The following is a 21,087-nucleotide window of genomic DNA, read 5'->3' as shown; positions in this document are numbered from 1 at the left end:
TGATTTCGAGGTCCTCATGCGCCGGCAGCGTGCTGTTCGGGCGTGAGCCGCGGCCAGGTGCGCGCGCGCTTCAGCAGCGCGCCTTCGAAGCGCACGCCAGCATCGAGCCGGGCACGCGACAGGTCGGCCCCGAAGAGATTGCTGTTGCGCAGATCGGCGCCGCGCAGATCGGCATGCTGCAGGATCGCGTCGCTGAAGTTCACACCCGCGAGGCGCGCGCCCTGCAGCGCGGTGCGGCGCAGCAGGGCGCCTTTGGCCGAAGCCATGCGCCAGTCGCTGTCCGGCAGGAGGGCTTCGCAGAAGTTGGCGCCGTCGACCACGCTGCCGACCAGGCGCGCACGGGACATGTCCGAGCCGCCGAAATTGACACCCTGCATCCGCGCCCCGGAAAAATCCGCATCGGCCAAGGAGCAATGCTGCGCGAAGACCATGCCGCCGCCGGTCGCGCCGCCGAAGCGTGCGCCTTCGAGCTGGCAGGTCACGAGATTGGCCTGCGCCAGGTTCGCTTCGCGGAAGTCCGCCCCGGTGAGGTCGCACTCGACGAACTGACACCCCGCCAGCCCGGCTTCGCCGAGCCGCAGGCCCGGCAGCGCCAGGCGATAGAAAAGTTGCTCCTGGGCCTGGAGGCCGTGCGCATCGGCGCCCTCCCAGCGCGTGCCGATGAGCATTGCGCCCTTGATGCGAGCACGGCGCAGTGCCAGGCCGCCGAGGTCCGCTTGCGAGAGTTGCGTGTCGCTGAAGTCGGCCTCGTCGAACACCGCGCCCTGCCACCGGGTACGGCCCAGGTTCGCACCGCGCAGCACAGTGCCAATGCCGATGGCACCGTCGAGCCTGGCATGCGCCAGGACCGCCGAAGTGAGGTTCGCGCCCGACAGGTTGGCCTTCGTGAGGTCTGCGCTTTCGAGCCAGGCGCCCGCGAAGTTGACGCCGCGCAGATCGAGGCCCGAGAGATCGGCACCGGTGAAGTCCATGCCACTGAAGAAGCGCAACCCGCCCGCAAGCGCCTGCTTCAACCCGTCGCGCAGGGTGGCCGCCTGCGCTGGCGCCATGGCAGGTGCGGGCGACTGCTCGTGCGCGCCTTGCAGGTAGCCCACCCGCTCCATCGCTTCCTGCTGCAGCAGCTTGGCGCGCGTGGCTGACAGATCGAAGGTGCCGGTCGCCCCGGCGTTGGCCGCCTGCAGTCGCTCGAGCGCCACGTCGGCGTTGAACGTTGGCGGCCCGCGGTGCGGCAACGGCTTCATCGCCTTATGCGCCTTGGACGAGGCCGCCGCCCTTTCGAGGGCATCGAGAACGTCGTCGATGGCCGCCAGTTGCTGCTGCTCGGCTTCGACGATCTTCTTCTTGAGAAAAGGGACGCGCTGCGCCGGCGTGGGCAGCGTCTCGCGCGGGGGCATGACCACGCCCAGGGCGTCCGGGTCGCGGCCGCTGGCGCGCAGGTCTTCGCGTGCCAGTGCCACGTCGACTTCCGCACGGCGGCGTTGTGCTTCGGCCTGCAGGCCCTGGCTCGCGAATGCCTCCGCAGCGCGCTCGGCTTCCGGGTCGACGGCATCGAGGCCTTCGGGCAGCAGGTCGCTGTCGTCCAGGCATTCGATGCCGCCCCAGCGCGGATCGGCGCGGCGCGCGAGCGCGTCGAGGTAGTGGTGATCAGGGCGCGGCGCGTCGAGCCGCTCGACGGCGCCGAGCAGTCCGTGCACGTCGCCGCCATCGTCCCGCGCCACTTCGGCCAGCCCCTGGAACAGCAGCAGCGCCCGCTCGGCATGCGGAAAGAACCAGGCCGTCGTCAGGCGCAGCGGAACTTCGCGCAGGCGCGGCGCGGTGGCGCCCGCGGCGCGATAGTCGGCAAACACGCGTGCGCGCAGGCCGGGCAGACGCCCCTCGACCGACGCCTTCTGCGGGTGCATGTGATCGAATGCGAAGGGCTCGTCGCCGCGCAGAGGCGCATCGAACCACTGGTCCGCCGGTGCAAGGTTGAAGTAGCGCCAGTCCAGGTCGGGCGCGAAGCCTGGCGCGTGCATCTTCAGATAGTCCGCGTCATAGGTGCCGCGATAGCGTGCACGCTCGGGATGCATCGGCCCGCGCGCGCCGAAGCCTGCGGGCACCACGCGCTGGTCGGGGTGGCGCAGCGGATCGCCGGGCAGCTCGATGTTCGGCAGCCGGTGGACCCCATCCTGCGGCGCCGCCCCGACGCCGTCCGGATTGCCCGGCTCCGGGGGCCCGCCCCAGGCGCGCGCCCATTCGATCGGCATCTCGTCGAACGCGGCGGGCGCGGTCGCGTTCACGCCCTCCCACCGGCGGTCGCCGAAGACCAGCAGGCTCTTGCTGCGGCTGCCCACGCGCGCGCGCACGGCACATGCGCCCCGCGCGTCCTTCGGCGCGAAGGCCTTGCCGTGCACCAGGAACTCCGACGTGAGCTTGGCCACCCCCTCGTCCACCAGCGGCACCGACATCTCGTGGCCGATGAAGTTCCATGCCGACTGCTCGCCCCAGAGCGTCCCGCCGGCGGCCTGAGCAAAGGGAACGTGCAGCATCGCTGTCACGCACAGGCCGAATCGCTTGCGGTACTCGATCGGACGGGTGGTCAGGCAGACTGCCTGGGGTTTGACGACTTGCATGGTGGCCTCGCGCGGTGGAGCTCGCGTCACTCCTGCGTCGGATTGCCGGCGTCGTCGCGGTCCAGCAGGTCGCCGGCCTCGCGCTCGGTGCCGATCGCATTGGGGAACAAGCCAAGGGCCGCGTAGATCACGCCGCCCGCGCCCAAGGTCCCTACCGTCACCACTGCATCGTCGCGGTTTTCGCCCACCATGCTGCGCATGCGCGTGAGACGCCCGCGCATGCCCGGAATCTTGTCGATGTCATTGCTCGACAGGATTTCCGTCAGGAGCTTGTGCGCATCGTTGTATTGCTCGCCGAACGACGCGGCGCCGCTGAGATAGGACACGGCGCCGTAGCCCAGGCTTGTGACCGCCCCGGCAGTCCCCGCTTTCGCCATCAAGGCGGTCGCCGGGTCGCCGTTGCCGGCGCCAGCGCCGGGCATGATCGAATGCAACGGCGCCTGCCGCACCGAGGTTCCGTCGCGCTGGATGTTCAGTCCCGCCACCGAGCCCATGCTGATGGCCAGCGTGTTCTCGACCTTGAGGCCCAGGAAGTTCGACATGGCGACGCCCAGCGCGTTGTCCATGCTCAGGCCCATGAAGGTCGATCGGGTCACACCGAGATTGAAGTCGGTGTTGATGCCCATGTACCCACTCGAGTTCGGGCCCAGCACCGTGGTGTTCGAGCCCACGGAAACGGTGTTGATGTTGCCCACCGCCACCATGTTGAGCTCGGTGTTGCTCACCAGCGTGTACTTCTGGAAGGCCGCCGCATAGGGTGCGGCGTTGGCATCGATCTTCATCGAATTGGCGCCCGTCACCTTGAACTCCATGTGGCCGGCTTCGAACAGCATGGTCGGTGCCTTGTACTTCACCCCGCCCTGCACCGTGACCGTCTGCGTGCCGATGACGGTGCGGGTCTCGTTGCCGCCCGTGATGTCGGTGCGGTTGCCGTCGGCCTGGATCTTGTGATGGCCCTTCACCAGCAGCGCATGGTCGATGTCGACGTTCGTGGTCTGGTAGCCGACGATGTGGTTGTCCTGGTTCTTGCCGACCGTGAGTTTCTGGAACTGCCGAATCTCCGTGGTGTCGTTGTTCTCCACCGTCGTCTTGCGGTTGCGCACGATGGTGGAGGTCTGGTCGCGCTTCACCGTCACCGACTGGTCGCGGTCCACCGAGGTCGAGTCGTCGAGCTCCACGCTGCGGCTCATGTTCCGCTCGGCATGGATGTTGATGTTCTCGGCGCCCTTCTTGTCCTCGAACATGATCTCGTTGTAGTTCGCGGGGCCGCCGCCGGGCGTGGAGCGGGTCTTGAAGCCGCTCTGCGTGGGCGACTTGTAGGGAATCGGCTGGTCGTCGTTGTAGACGCGGCCCACGATCACGGGCCGGTCGGGGTCGCCGTTGAGGAAGTCGACGATCACCTCCTGGCCGATGCGCGGGACGAAATACCCGCCCCAGCCCTTGCCGCCCCACGGCTGTGACACGCGCACCCAGCAGGTCGACTTCTCGTTGCTCTCGTCGTAGCGGTCCCAATGAAAGTGCACCTTCACGCGGCCGTGATCGTCGACGTGCAGTTCGTCGCCCGCCGGGCCGACCACGATGGCGGTCTGTGGCCCCGGCATGGTCACGCGTGGCGTGAGGCGCGGCGGCCTGAAGGCGCGCTCCATCGGCAGCGCCGTGATCAGGAACGCGCTGGCGCCCGGCTGCGCGGTGTTGAGCACGGGCGTGCCGGCGATCAGGTCCTCGAGCACCTCCAGCGTGTCGGCGTTCACCGCATCGTCTCGCAGCGCTTCGGCCAGCACCGCATGCACATGGCGGGGCGCCGCGGCACTGGCGTCGACGCTCTCGTAGCTGTGGTGGCTCACCATGAAGGTGCAGGCCGCAATGACATAGTCGCCGTTGCGGGTGCCGTCGGGATCGCCTTCGAACTTGAAGCTGCGCCCCGCGGCCACGTCGGGCCAGCTGGTGAGAGCCCAGTGCCGGTCGCGGCGCGCATTGAGCTCTTCGCCGCGCCACTTGGTGCGGTTCTCGCCGTCGTCGCCGTTGAAGTAGCCGCCGGGAAATTCGAATTCCTCGAAGTCGGCGAGTTCGTGGTCGTCGCTCGCATCGATCTCGAGGTTGAGCTTCTTCTTGATCGCCTTGAAGTCGCTGTCGCGCGACGCCTGCTTGCCGGTGTCGAACTGGCGCGCGCTCACCCAGCGCGTGATCTCTGCGTGCCGCGCCTCGCTCGCGCCGTCGAGCGCGTAGTGCAGCGTGTCGACGACCGGCAGCTTCTCATGCGCCAGGTCGCTCGCGTCCGACAGGTGCATGGTGCCCGGCGCATCGTGCGCATCGAACCAGTAGTAGATGCCCTCGTCCTCGAGCAGGCGCGACAGGAACTGGTAGTCGCTCTCCTGGTGCTGCACGCAGTAGCGCCGCGGCGTGTGGGTGCCGATCACGTTGCCGGCCTTGGTCTTCTTGAAGCGCTTGATCGGGCTGTCCTCGAACACCGCGTCGAGCACCTCGAGCACCTTCTTGTCCTGCAGGATGCGCGAGTTGGTGCGCTTGGTCAAAAGCCAGAACCACGAGCGCAGCGTGATGCGGTATTCGAAATGCCGGCCCACGTGCCCGCTGCGCACGAAGCGCACCGCATGCCCCTGGCAGTGCCGCTCGTGCCCGCCGCCGTCGGCGTCCTCGAACTCGATCACCACGTCGAACGCACGCCCGAGAATGTCCGTGGCATCGATCGCCTTGTTCGTCGACAGCACCGTGAGTTCGTAGGTCGAAGGGCGCGCCAGCGCCTCGTGGCCCACGATGCGCCAGAACATCAGATCGTCCTTGGCGGGTGAATCGGATTCGATACGGAACGCGTGGTCGGCCATGGGGTTCTCTTGTGGGAAGCCTCGGAAGCTGCGAATCAGTCGAAGGCGTAGGTGAAGTCGGCGTCTTTCACGTCCAGGGCCACGCGGCGGATCTCGCCGCCCGACGCCAGCCGCTGCAGGTACTCGACCGAGATGGTGGGCAGCACGGTGTTGGTCAGGATCGCGTCGATCACGCGGCCGCCCGACTCCGGGTCCTGGCAGCGCGCCACCACCTGTTCGACCACCGCTTCGCTGTACTCGAAGGGCACGCCGTGGTTCGTCTCCACGCGCTTCTTGATGCGGCCCAGCTGCAGCCGCACGATCTTCTTCATCATCTCGGGCGACAGCGGGTAGTACGGGATGGTGACGATGCGCCCCAGCAGCGCGGGCGGGAACACCTTCATGAGCGGCGCCTTCAGCGCATCGGCCAGCGCGTTCGACTCAGGCAGCAGCTCGGGGTCGCGGCACATGCTCATCACGAGCTCGCTGCCGGCGTTGGTGGTGAGCAGGATGATCGTGTTCTTGAAGTCGATCATGCGGCCCTCGCCGTCCTCCATCCAACCCTTGTCGAAGACCTGGAAGAAGATCTCGTGCACGTCGGGGTGGGCCTTCTCGACCTCGTCGAGCAGCACCACGCTGTAGGGCCGACGGCGCACCGCCTCGGTCAGGATGCCGCCCTCGCCGTAGCCGACGTAGCCCGGGGGCGCGCCCTTGAGCGTGGAGACGGTGTGCGCCTCCTGGAACTCGCTCATGTTGATGGTGATGATGTTCTGCTCGCCGCCGTAGAGCGCCTCTGCCAGCGCGAGCGCGGTCTCGGTCTTGCCCACGCCCGAGGTGCCGCAGAGCATGAACACGCCGATCGGCTTCTGCGGGTTGTCGAGCCGTGCGCGCGAGGTCTGGATGCGGCGCGCGATCATCTCGAGTCCGTGCTTCTGGCCGATGACGCGCTGGTTCAGCGTGTCGGCGAGCTTGAGCACCGCTTCGACCTCGTTCTTGACCATGCGGCCGACCGGAATGCCGGTCCAGTCGGCCACCACCGAGGCCACGGCCTGTTCGTCGACCGAAGGCAGGATCAGCGGCGACTCGCCTTGCACAGCGTGGATCTTCGCCTGCAGCGCATGCAGCTCTTCAAGCAGCGCGGCGCGGTTGTCGCTCCCTCCCCCGCCCTCCCCCGGTGGGGGAGGGAGTGAGGCGTCCACCGGCTTGTTCCCACCCCGCAGCTTCGCCCGCAGTTCAAGCAGCCGGTCGACCAGCCCCTTCTCCTCCTGCCAGCGCGCATTGAGTGCCACGAGCTGCGTCTTCGACTCGTCGAGCAGCGTCGCCACCTGCGCAGCACGCTTCGTCACGTCGATGCCGATGGCCTCCTCGCGGCCGATGATCTCCTGCTCGACCGTGAGGCCCTCGATGCGGCGCATGCAGTCTTCCACCTCGGGCGGCGTGGCGTGCTGCGACACGGCCACGCGCGCGCAGGCGGTGTCGAGCAGGCTCACGGCCTTGTCGGGCAGCTGGCGCGCAGGAATGTAGCGGTGGCTCAGCTTCACGGCCGCCTCAATGGCCTCGTCGAGCAATTGCACGCGGTGGTGCTTCTCGAGCACGCTGGCCACGCCGCGCAGCATCAGGATCGCCTTGGTCTCGTCGGGCTCGGGCACCTGCACCACCTGGAAGCGCCGCGTGAGCGCCGGGTCCTTCTCGATGTACTTCTTGTACTCGGCCCAGGTGGTGGCGCCGATGGTGCGCAGGTTGCCGCGTGCGAGCGCGGGCTTCAGCAGGTTGGCCGCGTCGCCGGTGCCGGCCGCACCGCCCGCGCCCACCAGCGTGTGGATCTCGTCGATGAAAAGGATGATCGGCGTGGGCGAGCTCTGCACCTCGTCGATCACCTGGCGCAGCCGCTGCTCGAACTCGCCCTTCATGCTTGCGCCGGCCTGCAGCAGGCCAAGGTCGAGCGTGAGCAGCTTCACGTCCTTGAGCTGCGGCGGCACGTCGCCGCGCGCCAGGCGCTGCGCGAAGCCCTCGACCACCGCCGTCTTGCCCACGCCGGCCTCGCCGGTGAGCAGCGGGTTGTTCTGGCGCCGGCGCATCAGGATGTCGACGATCTGGCGGATCTCCTCGTCGCGCCCGGTCACAGGGTCCATCTCGCCCTTCTTCGCCTTCTCGGTGAGGTCGACCGCGAACTTCTTGAGCGCGTCGCCCTTGCCCATCGCGGCCGGCGCCATCGCGCCGGTATCTTCGCCGGGCGCCCCTTGCCCCAAGCCCGTGCCGTCCTGCGCGCGCATCTGCGCTTCGGGCGAGGCGTCGCATATCTTCGCGAAGTTGTCGCACAAGTCCTCGAGCTTGATCTTCTCGAACTGCTTCGACAGGTTGAACAGCGGATTGCGCAGGCTCTGCGTCTTGAGCATGCCCACAACGAGGTAGCCGGTGCGCACCTGCGCCTCGCCGAACTGAAGCGTGGCATAGGTCCAGGCGCGCTCGATCGCGTTCTCGATGTGCGGCGAGAAGTCGCTGATCGCGGTGGCGCCGCGCGGCAGGCGGTCGAGCGCGGCCGTCATGTCCTTGGCGATCACCGACACGTCGAGGCCGTAGTGCTGGATCACGCGGTGCAGGTCCGAGTCCTGCGCCTGCAGCAGCTGGGCGAACCAGTGCTCGAGTTCCACGTAGGGGTTGCCGCGCATCTTGCAGAACACGGTCGCGCCCTCGATGGCCTTGTAGGCCAGCGCATTCAGTTTGCCGAAAAGGGCTGTGCGGCTGATTTCACTCATGGAGGACTCCGTATCTCTTCAAGACGAACGAAAGGGGTTTCATTGAAAGGCCAGCGGCGCGGATTCGCTTTGTCGTCCGCTGCGGGCAGGGGTTCGGCTCGCGATGCGCACGTCCGCCGCGTCGCGCGAACGCGTGCGTTCGCCGAGCCACGCGATCCAGCCCAGGCGCGGCGCGTTGCCCTGGTGCTGGCCGAGCCGCGCGGGCGGCACCTGCTCCTTCTGCAGCACGAGCTCGGCATCCCATTCGAGTTCGTCGCCCAGCAGTTGCGACATCCAGCGCTGCAGCACGGGCTGCGCATCGCCGGTCGGCAGAAACATGCGGTACTGCGCCAGATCGAGCGGCCCGATGTGCAGCCGCACGCGGTGCTGCCGGTCCCAGGCGCGCGTGCCGAGCATGGCGCCCAGGCCCATCGAACGCGAACTCTCGCCGCGGCCCAGCCGCGTGAACTCGCCGGCCGGCAGCGCCATCCAGTGACCGACCCAGCGCTCGAGCTTCACCGGCACGCCGAAGTAGCTGCACAGCACCGCCTCGACGCTCTCGGCGTTGTGCACGCGGCGCGCGAGCCAGCCCGAGAAGTGCAGCCGCGCGTCGTCGTGGATTTCGTCGCGGCCGATGCGCCCCGGCGTGCCGACGCCCACGAGCGCGCCGACCTGCAGCCGGAAGCGGTCCTCGTGCGGCCGGTCGAGCGCCACCGCGGGCCGAGCCTGCGCCCAGGCGCGGTAGAAGTGCAGCGAGAAGCGATGCAGGAAGCTGTCGAGAAAGGCGAGCCAGGTCGGGTCGCCATGGTTCAGGCTGCGCTCGCGGATGAAATCGCTCAGGTGCACCGGCAGCGGCCCGTTGGGACCGATGTAGGCAAAGAAATGCTGCCGCAGCCGCGGCGGCGAATGCGCGGCCGCCGGTTCGAAGCGGCTGAACGCGGCCGGCGCGAACGACAGCGACGGCTCCTGCCCCACGCGCACCGGCTCGGCGCCCGGCAGCAGCGCACGGCCCCAGCGCGGCGTGGTCGCGGCGGCGGCCTCGAGCCGGCGCAGCACCGCGAAGTAGTCATACGCCCAGGGCTGGTCCGAATACTGGCCGAGCGCCGCATCGACGCGCGTTCGCACCGCGTCGTGGGTGGCCGACGCGCCCGCGGCGCCGGCCGCTAGAGGATCTGGCGTGTCCCGCACAGCGGCCTCCAGCGCATGTTCTCGCCCTTGCCCGCCACGCGGACCACGGTCTCGACGAAATGATTGACCTCGACATGGCGCGCGAGATAGCGCGCCAGCACCGCGCCGAACAGGAACACGCTGTGGCCGTGGAACGCATCCTTGTCGACCTCGAGCGTGACCTCCAGCCCGCGGCCGAAGGCGATCGGCCCCTTCATCGGCAGCCGGCGCGCCACGGGTTTGGCCTTCACCGACAGCAGCCCGCGCACCTGGCCCTGGCGCATCTCGTCGCCATGCACCGCGTAGAGCATCAGCGTCTCGCGCAGCGCCGCGGCGCCCTGCTGCGGCGTGCTGTCGGACAGCGACAGGTAGTTGAGCGCGAGATGGTCGAGCACGCGCCAGCCCAGGCCCTGGCTCACCACCGGCGACACCGGCCGCGACGGGCCGCGCACCATGCGCACGCGCTGCGCGGGAAAGGAGTCGACGCAGTCGAAGTCGTTCTCGCGGCCCAGCGGCAGCAAGAGCGGCAGGTCGCGGTTGGTGCACAGCGCCGACACCGCGAGCTGGCGCAGCGTGCCCGCGTACGGCGCCTGCTGCGGATCGACGATCTGCATGTAGACCTCGGAGCCGATATGGCTGCTGCGGTTGCCTTCGGTGCGCTGGCGCACCGACAGCATGCGCGGCTCGCGCGTGGTCGTGTAGTAGGCCGGGTGGCTGTGGCGCGTGCCGTGAAAGGCCGAATAGAAGGGCCGGAACAGCTGCTCGGCCGCAGCGGCGTCCGCCCCCGGCGCGCCGTGGCCGACGACCTCGTTGACGGTGTGCACCTCGAAGTCCTGCGGCCGCGTGCGGTCGGGCACCAGGTGGAACTGGCTCACGCCCTCGCTGAGCGGCACGCGGTCGAGCCGCTTGTGGAACAGGTTGACCGCGGGCACGCAATGCAGCTGCACGTTCTCGGCGCTCACGAGCTTTTCGAGCGCGGCGTCGCCGCGCGAGAACAGCAGCACGATCTCGACCTGCCCCACCGGCATCGACGACAGCACCGGCTGCAGCCCGCCGAGCTTGATGAACTGGAAGCGCTGCGGAAACGCGAAGTACTCCTGCAGCAGCCGAAAGCCAGAAAAACCCGTGGCCGTGACCGGCAGCAGCGCCTCTTCGTCGTCGAAACCCACCGCGCCGATGGCGCTCGCGGGCAGGCTGCGCACCTCGCCCTGCAGCGCACCGCCCGCGCCGAGCGGACGCACCAGCACGCCGATCGGCCGGCCGAGCGCGCATTCGTGCAGCTGCCAGGCCACGTCTTCGGCGCCCCCCAGGTGCAGCACCAGCTCGTCGAGCGCGATCTGGCTGAAGTTCAGGCCCGCGGTGGTGCGCAGCTGGATGCGCAGGCCGCCGCGGATCGCGCGTGATTCCGGGTGCGTGGCCAGCGGCAGGTCGGGCGCATAGCTGAAGTACTGCGCGCGCTGCACTTCGAGTGGCCACAGCCGCATTGCGGCCGCGGTGCGGAATTCGCAATACGTGTTCTGGCCCACGGCCTGGCGTGCGCGCAGGCCCGCACCGCGCGGCAGCGTCGGGCCGGTCGCGAGGTTGGCGTCCTCGGGATCGTGCGCGAACGAGACCACGGCCATCGCAGGCGTGGGCGCGAGGAAGTGCGGATAGACGATGTCGAGCAGGTGCCCGGTGAAGCGCGGGTACTCGGCGTCGAGCTTGAGGTTGACGCGTGCCGACAGGAAGGCCGTGGCCTCGATCAGCCGCTCGACGTACGGGTCGGCGACTTCCTGGCCCTCGATGCCGAGGCGGTGCGCGATCTTCGGGAAGGCGCGAGCGAACTCGGCCGAGCTTTCGCGAAAGTAGCGAAGCTCCTGCTCGTACAGGTTCAGCAGCCGGGGGTCCATGCGCGGGCGCTACCGGTTGGACATGTCCTCGATCTCGATGCGTCCTTCTTCCAGGTCGACCCGGCTGCGCATGAGGAACTCCAGCGGCACGGGCTGCGCCCACAGCATGCCGCGGATCTGCAGGCCGATGCTGTTGTGCGAGTCGAGGGCGGGGCCATCCATGACGAGTTCCACTTCGAGAGTGCGTGACAAGATGCGGGGCTCGAACTGCAGGATCGCGTTCTTCAGAGCCTGTTCCATGCTGACACGCTGGACCGACGAGGTGAACTGGCCAGACAGCATAGGCAATCCGTAGTTGAGGACCGAGCGCGCCGCGTTCGGGTACTGCCGGTCGTCCATCGCGAGGCCGTAGCCGGTGGCATTGAACAACCAGCTCAGGTCGCGCAGCACCGCCGCGCGCAGCGCCTGCTTGGTGAGCGTGCGCTTCTCGTCGCTCTCGCGTTTTTCCCCGGGCGCCTCGTCGACCAGCCGGTCGAGCAGCGAAGGCTGCAGGCGCTCCTGCGCGCTGAGGTCAGCCACCGCCCGATCCTTCGGCCGCCGGCGCGAAGACGATCTCGCGCACATCCATCAGCGCGTACTCGCCCTGGTCGCTGCCGAGCACGCGCTGCCCGTGGCCGGCCCAGACCTCGGGCCGCAGTTCGCGCCATGCGGTCTTGCGCGCAAGCCGCAGCTCGCCGTCGTCGCACTGCTCGCTGCCTTCGTAGCGCGTGGGGATCAGCGCCAGCGTCTCGCCGCCGTTCTCGAACGCAAGGTGCGCGGGCATCCACACGCAGTCGCGCAGGTCCTCGGGCGGCTCGATCTTGATGTGCGACAGCCGCGCGTACGGAATCCAGTAGTACTTGCCGTTGACGAAGGCCTCGAGCACCGGCCCCAGGCGCATGTCGGCATCGGCCAGCCATTCGAAGGGAACGCCGTCGATGCGCCCGCCGACCGCGGGCGCCGCGTCGAACGCGCGCTGGCGCAGGTCTTCGGCCAGGTCGGCCTCGCCGCGCCCCTGCCGCAGCAGCGACTCGATGAGCAGCGCCAGCCATTCGTCGGGCTGCCCGAAGATCATCGGCGTGCGCGTGCCGGCGAACACCTCGGCGCGCAGGCCCTCGCAGCGGATGGCCTCGCCATACACCTGCTTCATCGGCACCGCGAGCGCATCGAGTTCGGCCGCGACCGTCAACTGGTTGAGCGCACGCTCCCACTGCCCGAGAACGCACAGAAGCTGCGCCATGAACACGCGCGGCTTGCTGTCGGAGGGCTTGGCGCGCACGTCGTCGCTCAATGCCTTGAGGGCGCCGACCGGGTCGGCGGACTTGAGGAGTTCTGCGGCGGTGCTCATCTCATGCATCCACGAAGGTGCAGGTCCTGACGGCACCGCGCGCCCCGGTCTGCTGCTGCGGCGCGGAGCGCATCTCGAGCTTGCGGTAGCTGAAGAAGATGATGTCGCAGGGCCGCTTGGGCGAGCCGCCGGTGACGATCGCATGGCACTGCACGCGCGCGCCCTCCATCACGAACTCCAGGTGCGACTGCATGTCCTTCGAGCTGTCGCCGCCGGCCTTGAAGACCGAGACCGTGACCTTCAAGTCGGCGTCCTGGCTCTTGAGCAGGCTCGCGATCGAGGCGGTGGCGGCGTCGCAGTCACGGATCACGATGAACGGGTAGTTGCGCAGCTTGCCCTTGCTCGCGCCCGGCGGCACGATCACGTCGGTCTTGTACGAGTAGCCGCCGATCTCCATGCGCTGCTTGCCGTCCTCGTAGGTGCGCTTGGATTCACCCTCGATCGCCGAGCCCTTGCTCTCGATCATCATCGCGAAGTCGTTGCCCGACTGGCCCGAGAGGTGATCGAGCAGGCGCAGGGCCTCATCGGGGTCCAGTTTTCCGTCGTAAGTCCAGCTCATGTCGATCTCCTGATGGCAGAAAAGTAGGTGGGTGCGGTCATCGCGCGGCCGGGCCCTCGCCCGGCCAGCGCACCAGGGCGGCATAGGTCTGCCGCGCCTTGTCGGGCGCGGGCTGGCCGCGAAGCCGAAGCCCCGCCAGCCCGCCCGTGGCGGTGTCGAGCGGCGCGGCGCCGAAGAGCCGCGGCGCGGTGTGGGGGCCGGCCACGGTCGCGAGCACCAGCAGGCGCGCGCCGCCGGCCGACGCCAGCCACGGCAGCTCGAAGCGCTTGGCCGCGGGTGCCTCGCGCGTGCCGCGCTCGAAACGGTTGGTCGCGCCGGGGTCGTCGGGGTAGACCGCGCGCAGCGCCCCGTCGGCGTCGACGCCGACCACCACCATGTCGACCGAATGGCCGCTGGCATTGCGCACATGCAGCGCGACACGCTCGCCGTCGCCGAGCGGCAGCAGGCCGCCTGCGCCCGCACGCAGCGCCGATTCGCTGCGCAGCAGGCGATCGCCCTGCCACACCTCGAGCACGGCGTCGAAGCCTTCGACCGGCGTGGCGCCCGCCTGGCCGATGGCGACCAGCCGGTTCCACCACTTGAGGCGCGCGAGCAGCGCGATGCGCCGGCGCGCTGCCGCGGCATTGGGCAGCAGCTGCGTGCCGGCGCCGAGCGCGGGCGAGAGCACCTCGATGCTGTGGCCGGCGGCGCCGAGGTCCGTCCAGCGCACCTCGGGCGCCTCGGCCGCATCGCCGCCCGCGCTGCCGAGCAGCGCGACCGAGGCGGGATAGTCGAGGTTCAGCCGCGGCTGCAGCTGCGGTTGGCCGCGCACGCGCAGTGCGAACGCGGCCGGTGCGGCGAGCGGCGACACGTTCCAAAGCGCGCCACCCGCCACGTCGCGCAGCGGCGCGGGCACCGGCAGGCGCGCGCTGTCGATGTCGGCCTGCGCCAGCCGCGACGGGGCGCTGCGCTGGGTGCCGTCGTCGAGCGTGGCGCTCACGCGCAGTTCCTGCGATGGCTGCACACCATCGATCAGTCCCGCCTGCAGCACGAGCTGGTCGCCGCTGCGCTGCGCGCGCCAGGCCGGGCGCGTGGACGCCGCGCCCGCGCCGTTGGCGAACAGCGGTGCATCGAGGTTGCCCTCGGCCACCGGCGAAGGCAGTTCGCGCGTGGGAAAGCGCTGCGCAAGCTCGTCGATGACCGGCGGATAGACCGAGAGCACGCCATCGAAGAGTTCGCGCCAGGTCGCGGGCCGGCGCTCGAGCGCGCCCGCCACGGCCCAGGTCAAAAGGCCCTGCGACCGCGCGTGGCGGCCCTGGCGCGGCAGCCGGAGCTCGGGCGTGATCTGGTGGCTTTCCGATGCGAAGAAGGCGACGTAGCGCGCCCGTGGCACGCGCTCGGACGCGGGCGGCGCGGGCACTGCAGCGACGGCGGGCGATGCGGCAGCGGCAGCGGCCTGCAGCTGCGCGGTGCGCAGCCCACGCCAGCGCACCTCGTCGTCGGGCGGGCCTTCGGCCACGGCCGGCGCGGCCGCGGTGCTGCGCGTCATCGAGGTGGCGGCGCAGGTGTCGAACACCGACCACACGAACACGTCGCGCGCGAGGAAGGCCTCCACCCAGGCGTCGAAGTCGACGTCGCGCATCCCGCCCGAGAGCGCGGCCTGCGCGCCCACGGTGCCGCGCACGTCGCGCGCGAGAAAGTTCTCGGCCAGGCCATCGGGCTCCTGGTAGCGCTTGGCCGCATCGCGCCAGCGCGTGCCATGCCCCGAGAAGTAGAGCAGCACGAAATCGCCGCTCTTCGACTGCGCGAGCAGCCGGCCAAGCGCCTCATGGATGGCGTGCGACGCGGGCAGCGCCGCGCCCTCGACGCCGTCGGCGAGCAGCACGATGTCGTTTGGCGCAAAGCCCTGCTTGAGCAGCGCGTCGCGCATCAGCATCACGTCGTTGCGCGGGGCCTGGAGCCAGAGCGATTGCGGCTGGTTGACGAGCTCGGAGACGCCGACGAGCAATGCGCGCTGGGCGGCGGCGGCCTGCGGTGCGAGGAGGAGCATGGCGGCGATCAGCAGCAGGCATTGCAGGAGTTGCGAAGCGATCGAGCACCGCGGGCCCCCACCCCTGCCCTCCCCCAGAGGGGGAGGGAGCAAGACGGGGAGCCGTGCGCCACGGGTCATGGCCGCTCCGTCGCGCGTGCGGCAGTCTCGACGAGCGGCGACGCAGCCAGCAACTGCAGGCTCTGCTCGACATCGGGCACGCGCAGGCGCCAGACGCCGTTGCTGCCCGGCCCACCCACCACTTCGGCCGACACCGCCTGCAGCAGCCGGTCGGCCTCGTCCACGCGCACGCCGTCCTTCCAGCGCACGACGAGGTCGGCACTCGCGGCGGCGGGCGCGGAGGGCAGGTTGCGGAAGCGCACCGCGTCGTCTTCATCGCCACGGCTGCCGAAGAGGCCAACGTTCTGCACCACCACGACCAGCGCGAGTACGCCGAGCGCGGGCCGCATCCAGCCCTCCGTACCGAACCAGCGGCGGATGCTGCCCCACCAGCCGCCTTCGGGCCGCGGCTGCGGCCTGGCGCGCGGCGTGCCCTCCACGGCCTGCGGCTGCAGCGCGGTGCCAAGCTGCGCCGCGGCGGTGCGGTAGAGCGCCTGGTAGTCGGCGCGCGGATCGTCGGCGCCGAGGGGGGTTCCGCACAGCACCGAAAACACGCCCCCCGCGGTGCGCAAGGCGATGTGGCCCGGCGCCGGCGCGATGCCGAGCGGCGCCTGGGCGGCCCATTCGTCGTGCACCGCGCGGATGGCGGCGAGCCGCGTGGCCGAAACCTCGCCGAGCACGCGCGCGCAGAGCTGCGGGCTCGGTTCGAGCGTGACCACGTTCCAGGCCTGGACCAGTCCGAAGGCGGGTTCGAAGGGCTCGTCCCCGGGCTCGAGCAGCACGTCGTGCGCGCCGGCCCAGTCGGCCTCGCTGGCGGCCATCCAGCCCTGCCACACGCTGCCCTGCACGCAGCGGTCGAGCAGCACGCCGAGCAGCCGACCTTCGTGCACCACGCTCACCAGCCGGCCTGGCGCCCAGCGCGCGGTGAAGGCGCGGCGTGCGACGGCCTCGCGGCGCGCCGCCAGTTCGGCGAGCGGCAGCAGCAGGTCGAGCACCGCGCGCGGCGCATCGGGCGGCGGCGCGGGCGTGGCGCGGCCCGGTATCGCGACGACGGCCGCCGTGTCGGCTGCAGGCGGCGCGGGCACGGCACCCGGCGCCTCGAACGCGCTGCGGATGACGCTGAGGGGGGGCCAGAGTTCGGTGGTCGGCATGGCGGTCTGTTCCTGAATGGCTATGTCTTCAGGCATAAGACGCTTCAGCGCCGAGGATTTTGAAAACCTGCAGGATCGCGGCCATGTTCTCGCGCTCGATCGCGATGCCCAGCGTCTGCTGCAGCCAGCCGCCGAGCCGGGTCTTGGCGTAGTCGGCCGTGAGCGCGTCGCGCTTGTGCACCAGGCCGAGCCGGCCCGCACGGTAGTGGTACGACGCAATGGCGTGGCGCGACGCGATGCCCGAGAGCCCGCCCTCGGCCTCCCTGCCGAAGCCTTCGCAGAGCAGCAGGCGTTCGGGTTCGTCGAGTTGCGCAATGAAGGCGCGTGCCGCCTGCTGCACCGCGGCGGCGCTCAGGCCGTGCTCCGCGAGGCAGGCGTCCATGTCCTCGTCGGCGCCGAGCGCCTCCTCGAGCTGTGCCTCGGTGACCTGGTCGCCGATCGAGAGCTTGCGCCGGAACGAACTCGCACGCGTGCAGTCGATCAGGTAGCGCCGGAAGTACGCGCACAGCGCGAAGGCGCTCGACGGCGCGCTGTGGCCCGCGCGCTCGTCGGCCTCGTCGGGATCGGCATCGAGCCGCAGCACCTTCACGTAGATGAATTGCGCCACCAGCTCCTGGCGGCCTTCGCCCAGCACCTGCAGCTCGGGCGGATTGCAGGCCACGAGCGCATCGCCCACGATGCGGTACATGGCGCCCATGTCGCTTGCGGACAGCGCCTGGCGCCGGCGCCAAAGGCGCACGAGCTCGGTGCTTTGCGCGGACGACAGCGTTTCCTGCATCACTGGCTCTCCCCCAGGCTTCGCGCACTGCGTGTCGCTTCGCCCTCCCCCTCTCCGGGGGCAACACCAGCGGCCCGGCAAAGCCGGTTCCGCGGTGTTTCCCGAAGGGGCCGCGCTGCGCGGGCCGCTGCAGGGACGGACTGGCAGGCGTTGTGCATCAATCGTCGACGCAAATGTCTTCAGTGGGCACCAGGCATTGCGGCAGGTCCGCGCCCACGGCCGCGCCGCGCGTGCGGATCCCCGAGGACGCGGCCGCCTGCGCCACCGCGAGTCCGCGCGGCAGCAGGATCCAGAGCTGGCCGCGCTCCTTCATGCGGCGCGCATTGGCTGCGGCCTGCTGGCCGTTGCCGAAGAAGTAGTCGGCCCGCACCGCGCCGCGGATCGCACCGCCGGTGTCCTGCGCGATGGTCAGCCGCTGCATCGGTTCGCCCGTGCGCGGCGTGCGCGTGGAGATGAACACCGGATAGCCGAGCGGCGTGCTGCGCGGATCGACCGCGATCGATCGGCCGGCCGACAGCGGCACGCCGAACGCGCCCACCGGGCCACCCTCAGGCGACTGCGACTCCTTGAAGAAGACGTAGCTCGGGTCGGTGATGCCCGAGCCGGCGACGCGGCCGGTCGCACGGCGCCCCGGCACCACCACCGCGCCGCTGTTCACGGGCCGCGCCAGCGTGAAGCCGCGGGTGCGGATCACGCCGGTCTCGACGCCATCGGTCTCGTCGTCATCGCCGTCATCGAGCTCCAGCTCGATCGACGAGCCGCGCACCTTGACCGCGCTGCGTGGCTTGCCGTTGGGCGCCTTCGCGATCGTCGGGCGGAAAGGCTGGCCGTTCTGCTCGGCATAGGCCACGCGCACGACCTCGCCGCTCGGCAGGCGGATGCGGCCCGAGCCCTGGATCTGCATCTCGTAGAGGGCGGTGGCGCTGCTCACGAAGGCCAGCACCTTGGCGTTGGGCGCGCCCTTGGTCTCGATCTCTTCGCGCGTGTAGTAGGGCAGCAGCTGCTTGCCCTCGACGCGCAGGCGCACCTTGCGGTCGAGCGTGTCGCGCGTGATCGCCGAGAGGTCGAGCGCATAGAGACCGGGCGCGCCCATGTCGCGCGTGCTGAGTCCCGTCTGCACCAGCACGTTGCGGCCCTGCACTCGCGCGGCGACCGTGCCGTTGCCGCGCGGCAGCTTGCGCGCGTCGGCGAACAGCATGTCTTCGGGCTGGCCGTACACCGGGTAGATGTAGGGCGGCGCGTAGGTGCGGCTGCCCGCGATCTCGGGCTCGAAGTAGCCCGTGACCACGCCGTCGGGCCGGCGGTCGTCGTCGCGGATCTGGTAGGCCGAGAACTCCTGCTCGAAGAAGCCGCGGATCGCGACGTCGTTGCGGCTGTCGACCCGGAGTGCGCGCGCACACACGTCTTTCCATTCGGCGCCGCGGCCCGTGAGCACCTTGCAGCTCGTGAGGAAGGCGGGCCAGCTCTCCGAGAAATCGTCGCGCCGCCAGCCGGGCACGGCATCGAAGCTGACCGCCGTGTAGGTGGCCAGCTGGGTGGAGAAGGTGCGCGCCTGGCCGGCCACGCTTGCGCCTGGCGGGGGCCGGGCGGGGGCGGGTGCAGGCGCAGGTGGGGCGGCGGCCACCACCGCGGGCGCGGCGGGCGCGCTGGCGGGAGCAACAACGGCCCCGTCGGCGCTGCGCCCGAAGTACGGCAGGTTGGCGCAGCCTGCCGCGAGCGCGGCGGCGGCCACGGTGGCCCAGCGAAGCGCGGGAACGAAGATCGGCGACCGTGTGTTCATGAAAGCCTCCATGTCGGCAGAAGAGGGCCCGGCGGGCCCTCCTCCTGCAGACGATTACTTCTCGACGATTTTGAAATTCGCGACGCCGTACGCGTCGTTGCAGGGGACGCCGGGCGCGCACATCGGCTTGCCCAGCAGTGGCGACGGTCCGGTGCCGCGGTTGGCCTCGAGCGCGGCCAGCACCGGCAGCGGGAACTGCGGGAACACGCCGTCGTTCTGGACGCCCGCGTTGCCGAAGTCGCGCTCGTGCTCGCTCACGAGCACCGCGAAATGGTTGGTGCCCGCGGGTCCGCCCGCGTTCATCGGCCAGGAAGCGCGCGGCAGCGAGAGCGCGTTGCCGGCCGTGAGCTTGTTGTGCTTGTCGAGCAGGTTCGGGAACAAGAGGAACATCTCGCCCCCGCTGGACAGCAGGAACACGTAGGCAAAGCCGTCGCGCTGGCTCTTGATCTCGAAGCCGAGGCGGTCCTTGCCGATCGCGACCTCGGCCTTGGCCGGCACCGCCGCCACACCGAAGCCCGGCGCCGCGCCGGCCGCGAGCGATCGCAGCGACTCGAGCGGCGTGCGGGGCTTCGGTGGAGGGGGCGGCGGCGGCGGCGGCGGCGGCGGGGCCTCGACGGCGCTGTCGCCCGTGTCGGCCGGCGGCGCGGGCGCCACGGCAACGGCCTGTCCTCCGCTGCCGCCATCGGCAGGCGCGTCGGCTGCGCCGCGCAGCCACCACCAGCCACCGGCACCCACCGCGGCAAGCAGCGCGACCGAGGCGATCGTGGCCACGGTCTTGCCGCTGCCGCCACCGCCGTCGGCGCGGCCTTGCGGCCGGGGTGCCGGTGCCGGTGCCATCGCCTTGCTGCCACGCCCGATGGTGGTCGGCAGATCGGCCTGGGCCATCGCGCCCGCGCCGGGCGATGCCGGCGAGGTGCGAGGCGTCGGCGCGATGCTGGTGCCGACTTCGAGATCGAGCGCCGCGCGCAGTTCGGCCATCGACTGCGGCCGCGCCTCCGGCCGCACGCCCAGCCCCGCGTCGATCGCCTGCAGCAGCCGCAAGCTGTAGCGCTCGCGCAGGATCTCGTTGCCCGCGAGCGGCACGTAGCTATCGGAAAGCAGCCGCGCCACCGAAGGCGGCGGCGCGCGACCGCAGACCGCCACGTGCATCACCGCCGCCAGCGCATAGACATCGGTCCAGGCGCCCTGCGACATGTCGGGCATTTCCGCGTACTGCTCGATCGGCGCGTAGCCCGGCTTGAGGATGACGGTGATCGCCTGCGTCTTGTCGGTGATCACGCGGCGCGCGGCGCCGAAGTCGAGCACCACGGGCCGGCCCGAGCCTTCGAGCAGGATGATGTTGTCGGGCGCGATGTCGCGGTGGTAGCAATTGGCACCGTGCATCACCGCGAGCGCCTGCGTCACGCCGTCCATGATGCGGATCAGCCAGGCCTCGTCCACGCCCGCGGGAATCGACACCAGCGCCTGGCGCAGCGTGTCGCCGCGGTAGAACGGCATCACCATGTAGGTGGTGCCTTTCTCCTGCCAGAACCGGTAGACCTTGAGCAGCGACGGATGGTCGAACTGCGCGAGCAGGCGCGCTTCGTTGATGAAGCTGCGCATGCCGAGATCGAAGGTCTCGCGGTGCCGCTCGGACAGCGGCACGACGGTGCCGTCCTGCTGGCGCGTGGAGAGCGAGGTGGGCAGGTATTCCTTGATGGCGACGACGCGCTCGAGCGTGTGGTCCCAGGCTTCGTAGACCACGCCGAAGCCGCCCTGGCCGATGACGCGCGTGATCTCAAATTCGGCGAGGCGGCTGGCTACGGGGAGGAGGCCGGCTTCGTGGGTGCCGGTGGCGGGGGCTGTGACGGGTGTGCCGGCGGTGATGACGGTGGCTGCGGTGTCGCCCAGCGTGGTCGGCGCGTCGGTCCGGCTGCTGACGACGCGGGTGCGGTCTTCTTCGTCTTTGTTGGAGTCGGTCATGGACGGGCTCCTTGTTGGCGCAGGCTGAGCGGTTGTTTCCCGGGGCCGGGGTGTCCGCCCGGCGGCGGCCTCACTTTCTTTTGCTTCGCCAAAAGAAAGTAAGCAAAGAAAAGGCGACCCCGCTGTCTGCGACCCCTTCGCTGCGCTACGGGGCAACCTGCGGTGCTCGCGTTTCGCGGG

At 70.2% G+C, this 21,087-nt stretch carries 13 protein-coding genes; all 13 read right to left on the bottom strand.

Translation table 11 applies throughout. The features are described from left to right. Positions 1-14: 14 nt before the first annotated feature. Positions 15-2,612, bottom strand: coding sequence for a DUF2169 family type VI secretion system accessory protein (locus tag AC3A6R_RS26185; protein WP_487861352.1), 2,598 nt, complete (start codon positions 2,610-2,612; stop codon positions 15-17). 26 nt (positions 2,613-2,638) lie between these two features. Next, complete coding sequence (locus AC3A6R_RS26180) at positions 2,639-5,452, bottom strand: type VI secretion system Vgr family protein (RefSeq protein WP_487866040.1); 2,814 nt, start codon at positions 5,450-5,452, stop codon at positions 2,639-2,641. Positions 5,453-5,487: 35 nt separating this feature from the next. Beyond that, a complete protein-coding gene (gene tssH, locus AC3A6R_RS26175; RefSeq protein WP_487866039.1) occupies positions 5,488-8,187 on the bottom strand; it encodes a type VI secretion system ATPase TssH in 2,700 nt (899 codons plus the stop codon). Positions 8,188-8,226: 39 nt separating this feature from the next. Continuing rightward, positions 8,227-9,354: a type VI secretion system baseplate subunit TssG gene (tssG, locus tag AC3A6R_RS26170; protein ID WP_487861349.1), complete on the bottom strand. Its 1,128-nt coding sequence runs from the start codon at positions 9,352-9,354 to the stop codon at positions 8,227-8,229. Then, positions 9,330-11,222: a type VI secretion system baseplate subunit TssF gene (tssF, locus tag AC3A6R_RS26165; RefSeq protein ID WP_487861348.1), complete on the bottom strand. Its 1,893-nt coding sequence runs from the start codon at positions 11,220-11,222 to the stop codon at positions 9,330-9,332. Before tssF ends, tssG begins: the two co-directional genes overlap by 25 nt. A gap of 9 nt (positions 11,223-11,231) precedes the next feature. Next, positions 11,232-11,741, bottom strand: coding sequence for a type VI secretion system baseplate subunit TssE (gene tssE, locus AC3A6R_RS26160; protein ID WP_487861347.1), 510 nt, complete (start codon positions 11,739-11,741; stop codon positions 11,232-11,234). Then, positions 11,734-12,549: a type VI secretion system accessory protein TagJ gene (locus AC3A6R_RS26155; RefSeq protein ID WP_487866038.1), complete on the bottom strand. Its 816-nt coding sequence runs from the start codon at positions 12,547-12,549 to the stop codon at positions 11,734-11,736. Before AC3A6R_RS26155 ends, tssE begins: the two co-directional genes overlap by 8 nt. A gap of 1 nt (position 12,550) precedes the next feature. Further along, complete coding sequence (locus tag AC3A6R_RS26150) at positions 12,551-13,108, bottom strand: type VI secretion system tube protein Hcp (RefSeq protein ID WP_487866037.1); 558 nt, start codon at positions 13,106-13,108, stop codon at positions 12,551-12,553. 37 nt (positions 13,109-13,145) lie between these two features. Then, complete coding sequence (locus AC3A6R_RS26145; protein WP_487866036.1) at positions 13,146-15,137, bottom strand: caspase family protein; 1,992 nt, start codon at positions 15,135-15,137, stop codon at positions 13,146-13,148. Positions 15,138-15,253: 116 nt separating this feature from the next. Then, positions 15,254-16,387, bottom strand: coding sequence for a hypothetical protein (locus AC3A6R_RS26140; RefSeq protein WP_487866035.1), 1,134 nt, complete (start codon positions 16,385-16,387; stop codon positions 15,254-15,256). Positions 16,388-16,415: 28 nt separating this feature from the next. Next, positions 16,416-17,165, bottom strand: coding sequence for a hypothetical protein (locus AC3A6R_RS26135; RefSeq protein ID WP_487866034.1), 750 nt, complete (start codon positions 17,163-17,165; stop codon positions 16,416-16,418). A gap of 157 nt (positions 17,166-17,322) precedes the next feature. Next, positions 17,323-18,945 (bottom strand): murein transglycosylase A, encoded by a 1,623-nt coding sequence (mltA, locus tag AC3A6R_RS26130; protein ID WP_487866033.1) that lies wholly within the window; start codon positions 18,943-18,945, stop codon positions 17,323-17,325. A 54-nt stretch (positions 18,946-18,999) separates the two neighbouring features. After that, positions 19,000-20,907, bottom strand: a complete 1,908-nt coding sequence (locus AC3A6R_RS26125; RefSeq protein ID WP_487861340.1) for a protein kinase domain-containing protein — start codon at positions 20,905-20,907, stop codon at positions 19,000-19,002. Positions 20,908-21,087 lie beyond the last annotated feature (180 nt).

This window comes from Variovorax sp. Soil_C_19 (genome assembly GCF_057657255.1).
The sequence above is the reverse complement of the archived record's forward strand: the minus strand, read 5'-3'. Positions and strand labels throughout refer to the sequence as shown.